Source organism: Terrabacter carboxydivorans (genome assembly GCF_039532035.1).
GTDB classification, from domain to species: domain Bacteria; phylum Actinomycetota; class Actinomycetes; order Actinomycetales; family Dermatophilaceae; genus Terrabacter; species Terrabacter carboxydivorans.
Map to the genome: position 1 here is coordinate 1 of NZ_BAAARE010000051.1, position 5240 is coordinate 5240.

Consider the following 5240-nt stretch of genomic DNA (forward strand, 5'->3'; position numbering starts at 1 on the left):
GTGTGTCCGGCTGCGTCCTACTCTCCCACACCGTCACCAGTGCAGTACCATCGGCGCTGAAGGGCTTAGCTTCCGGGTTCGGAATGGAGCCGGGCGTTTCCCCTTCGCTATGACAGCCGAAACTCTATGGAGATATCAATCAGTGGGTTGGTGTCCCGTTTGTATCTCGGGAACCGCACAGTGGACGCGTAGCATCTTTGTAAGTCAAGTTATCGGCTTATTAGTACCGGTCAGCTCCACACATTGCTGTGCTTCCACATCCGGCCTATCAACCCAGTAGTCTAGCTGGGAGCCTCTCGCCCTCGCGGGCCTGGAAACCTCATCTTGAAACGTGCTTCCCGCTTAGATGCTTTCAGCGGTTATCACTTCCGAACGTAGCTAATCAGCGGTGCCCTTGGCAGAACAACTGACACACCAGAGGTTCGTCCATCCCGGTCCTCTCGTACTAGGGACAGCCTTTCTCAAGTTTCCTACGCGCACAGCGGATAGGGACCGAACTGTCTCACGACGTTCTAAACCCAGCTCGCGTACCGCTTTAATGGGCGAACAGCCCAACCCTTGGGACCTACTCCAGCCCCAGGATGCGACGAGCCGACATCGAGGTGCCAAACCATGCCGTCGATATGGACTCTTGGGCAAGATCAGCCTGTTATCCCCGGGGTACCTTTTATCCGTTGAGCGACGGCGCTTCCACAAGCCACCGCCGGATCACTAGTCCCGACTTTCGTCCCTGCTCGACATGTCTGTCTCACAGTCAAGCTCCCTTGTGCACTTACACTCGAAACCTGATTACCAACCAGGCTGAGGGAACCTTTGGGCGCCTCCGTTACCTTTTAGGAGGCAACCGCCCCAGTTAAACTACCCACCAGGCACTGTCCCTGATCCGGATCACGGACCGAGGTTAGATATCCAGAACGACCAGAGTGGTATTTCAACGTTGACTCCACCATCACTGACGTGACGGCTTCACAGTCTCCCACCTATCCTACACAAGCCGTACCGAACACCAATACCAAGCTGTAGTAAAGGTCCCGGGGTCTTTCCGTCCTGCTGCGCGTAACGAGCATCTTTACTCGTAGTGCAATTTCGCCGAGTTCGTGGTTGAGACAGTGGAGAAGTCGTTACGCCATTCGTGCAGGTCGGAACTTACCCGACAAGGAATTTCGCTACCTTAGGATGGTTATAGTTACCACCGCCGTTTACTGGCGCTTAAGTTCTCAGCTTCGCCGTGAGGCTAACCGGTCCCCTTAACGTTCCAGCACCGGGCAGGCGTCAGTCCGTATACATCGTCTTGCGACTTGGCACGGACCTGTGTTTTTAGTAAACAGTCGCTTCTCCCTGGTCTCTGCGGCCGATCACGCTTTCGACAGCAAGTGTCGTCACGATCAGGGCCCCCCTTCTCCCGAAGTTACGGGGGTATTTTGCCGAATTCCTTAACCACGATTCACTCGATCGCCTTGGTATTCTCTACCTAACCACCTGAGTCGGTTTGGGGTACGGGCGGCTCGAACCTCGCTAGAAGTTTTTCTCGGCAGCATAGGATCACCCTCTTCCCGCATTCGCGGTCACTATCAGGTCTCAGGCTTCGTGCGACCCGGATTTGCCTGGATCGCGCCCTACACCCTTGGACGTGGACAACCATCGCCACGCGGAGGCTACCTTCCTGCGTCACTCCATCGCTTGACTACTACCAGATCGGGTCGTGCGCTCCACACACCCGATAGACCCGAAGGTCTGGTGGGCGTGCTTCAGGCACTTAGCATCACAGGGTTCATCATGGGCGGTCCTTCGCCGGTTCCGGAATATCAACCGGATGTCCATCGACTACGCCTGTCGGCCTCGCCTTAGGTCCCGACTTACCCAGGGCAGATTAGCTTGACCCTGGAACCCTTGGTTATTCGGCGGACGGGTTTCTCGCCCGTCATTCGCTACTCATGCCTGCATTCTCACTCGTGTGGCCTCCACGGCTGGTTCACACCGCCGCTTCCCTGGCCACACGACGCTCCCCTACCCATCAACACGCCTGGACACCGAACCCGCAGGTGTCGGTGCCGAGCAAATATGTCAATGCCACAGCTTCGGTGGTGTGCTTGAGCCCCGCTACATTGTCGGCGCGGAATCACTTGACCAGTGAGCTATTACGCACTCTTTAAAGGGTGGCTGCTTCTAAGCCAACCTCCTGGTTGTCACAGCAACTCCACATCCTTTCCCACTTAGCACACGCTTAGGGACCTTAGCTGGTGATCTGGGCTGTTTCCCTCTCGACTACGGAGCTTATCCCCCGCAGTCTCACTGCCACGCTCTCACTTACCGGCATTCGGAGTTTGGCTAACGTCAGTAACCTGGTGAGGCCCATTAGCTATCCAGTAGCTCTACCTCCGGCAAGAAACACGTGACGCTGCACCTAAATGCATTTCGGGGAGAACCAGCTATCACGGAGTTTGATTGGCCTTTCACCCCTACCCACAGCTCATCCCCTCAGTTTTCAACCTAAGTGGGTTCGGTCCTCCACGCAGTCTTACCTGCGCTTCAACCTGGCCATGGGTAGATCACTCCGCTTCGGGTCTAGACCCAGCGACTCATTCGCCCTATTCGGACTCGCTTTCGCTACGGCTTCCCCACACGGGTTAACCTCGCCACTGAGCACTAACTCGCAGGCTCATTCTTCAAAAGGCACGCTGTCACCCCACACGCCCAACGGCGGGAGGCTCCAACGGATTGTAGGCACACGGTTTCAGGATCTATTTCACTCCCCTCCCGGGGTACTTTTCACCTTTCCCTCACGGTACTTGTCCGCTATCGGTCACCAGGGAATATTTAGGCTTAGCAGGTGGTCCTGCCAGATTCACACGGGATTTCTCGGGCCCCGTGCTACTTGGGAAACACCACCGGGAGTCCACACCATTTCGTCTACGGGGGTCGCACCCTCTATGCCGAGCCATTCAATGCTCTTCGACTATGACGCAGATTTCTCACTCCCTGCCGGCCTGTCAGAGCCAGCTGGCGGGTCCCACGACCCCGAACGTGCAACGCCTGACAGCTATCACACACGCCCGGTTTAGCCTCATCCGCTTTCGCTCGCCACTACTCACGGAATCACATGTTGTTTTCTCTTCCTGTGGGTACTGAGATGTTTCACTTCCCCACGTTCCCTCCACACACCCTATATATTCAGGTGCGGGTGACTGGACTTGCCTCCAGCCGGGTTTCCCCATTCGGAAATCCTCGGATCACAGTCTGGTTATCGACTACCCGAGGCTTATCGCAGATTCCTACGTCCTTCTTCGGTTCCTGGTGCCAAGGCATCCACCGTGTGCCCTTAAAAACTTGAACACTACAAAGATGCTCGCGTCCACTGTGAAGTTCTCAAAATACAACCGGCACCCCACACCCCACACGGACAAACCATGTGATCGGCAGGGCCCACATCCAGAAGAAACAACCAACACCAACCCCAACCACACAACCGTGTGGCCAAGCCTGGCGTTGCCCGATCCTTCAGGACCCAACAACGTGTCAAGCGCCCACCCGAACCACCTGTCGCGTTCCACTCCCTCCCACCTCGCGGTGATCAACAGGTTGTACTTGCAAGCAGCAGCTCGAGCCGGCGCCAAAATCGATGTTCCACCCTTGAGCACCCGCTGCCCCACACTCGGGGACAGACCGGGCTCTGGATCGCGTTAGCGACCAGTGCTCCTTAGAAAGGAGGTGATCCAGCCGCACCTTCCGGTACGGCTACCTTGTTACGACTTAGTCCCAATCGCCAGTCCCACCTTCGACGGCTCCCTCTGTAAACAGTTGGGCCACCGGCTTCGGGTGTTACCGACTTTCGTGACTTGACGGGCGGTGTGTACAAGGCCCGGGAACGTATTCACCGCAGCGTTGCTGATCTGCGATTACTAGCGACTCCGACTTCATGGGGTCGAGTTGCAGACCCCAATCCGAACTGAGACCGGTTTTTTGGGATTCGCTCCACCTCGCGGTATCGCAGCCCTTTGTACCGGCCATTGTAGCATGCGTGAAGCCCAAGACATAAGGGGCATGATGATTTGACGTCATCCCCACCTTCCTCCGAGTTGACCCCGGCAGTCTCCTATGAGTCCCCACCATCACGTGCTGGCAACATAGAACGAGGGTTGCGCTCGTTGCGGGACTTAACCCAACATCTCACGACACGAGCTGACGACAACCATGCACCACCTGTACACCAGTCCGAAGACGCACCCATCTCTGAGTGATTCCGGTGTATGTCAAGCCTTGGTAAGGTTCTTCGCGTTGCATCGAATTAATCCGCATGCTCCGCCGCTTGTGCGGGCCCCCGTCAATTCCTTTGAGTTTTAGCCTTGCGGCCGTACTCCCCAGGCGGGGAACTTAATGCGTTAGCTGCGGCACGGATCTCGTGGAATGAGACCCACACCTAGTTCCCAACGTTTACGGCATGGACTACCAGGGTATCTAATCCTGTTCGCTCCCCATGCTTTCGCTTCTCAGTGTCAGTAATGGCCCAGAGACCTGCCTTCGCCATCGGTGTTCCTCCTGATATCTGCGCATTCCACCGCTACACCAGGAATTCCAGTCTCCCCTACCACACTCTAGTCTGCCCGTACCCACTGCAAGTCCGAGGTTGAGCCTCGGATTTTCACAGCAGACGCGACAAACCACCTACAAGCTCTTTACGCCCAATAATTCCGGACAACGCTCGCACCCTACGTATTACCGCGGCTGCTGGCACGTAGTTAGCCGGTGCTTCTTCTGCAGGTACCGTCACTTGCGCTTCTTCCCTGCTGAAAGAGGTTTACAACCCGAAGGCCGTCATCCCTCACGCGGCGTCGCTGCATCAGGCTTCCGCCCATTGTGCAATATTCCCCACTGCTGCCTCCCGTAGGAGTCTGGGCCGTGTCTCAGTCCCAGTGTGGCCGGTCGCCCTCTCAGGCCGGCTACCCGTCGTCGCCTTGGTGAGCCACTACCTCACCAACAAGCTGATAGGCCGCGAGTCCATCCCAGACCGAAAAACTTTCCACACCATACGGATGCCCGTTGGTGTCATATCCGGTATTAGCTCCGGTTTCCCGGGGTTATCCCAGAGTCTGGGGCAGGTTACTCACGTGTTACTCACCCGTTCGCCACTGATCAGACCAAGCAAGCTTGACCGTCACCGTTCGACTTGCATGTGTTAAGCACGCCGCCAGCGTTCGTCCTGAGCCAGGATCAAACTCTCCGTTGATGTTCAAACACCCACC

Annotated in this window: 3 rRNA genes; all 3 read right to left on the bottom strand. The window is 56.6% G+C overall.

The annotated features are described in order from the left end of the window. Window positions 1-4 precede the first annotated feature (4 nt). Window positions 5-121 (bottom strand): 5S ribosomal RNA (gene rrf, locus ABD297_RS23420). A 79-nt stretch (window positions 122-200) separates the two neighbouring features. Continuing rightward, a 23S ribosomal RNA gene (locus tag ABD297_RS23425) occupies window positions 201-3333 on the bottom strand. A 368-nt stretch (window positions 3334-3701) separates the two neighbouring features. Further along, window positions 3702-5224 (bottom strand): 16S ribosomal RNA (locus tag ABD297_RS23430). Together the 16S, 23S and 5S rRNA genes form the textbook arrangement of a ribosomal RNA operon. Between the last annotated feature and the right edge of the window lie 16 nt (window positions 5225-5240).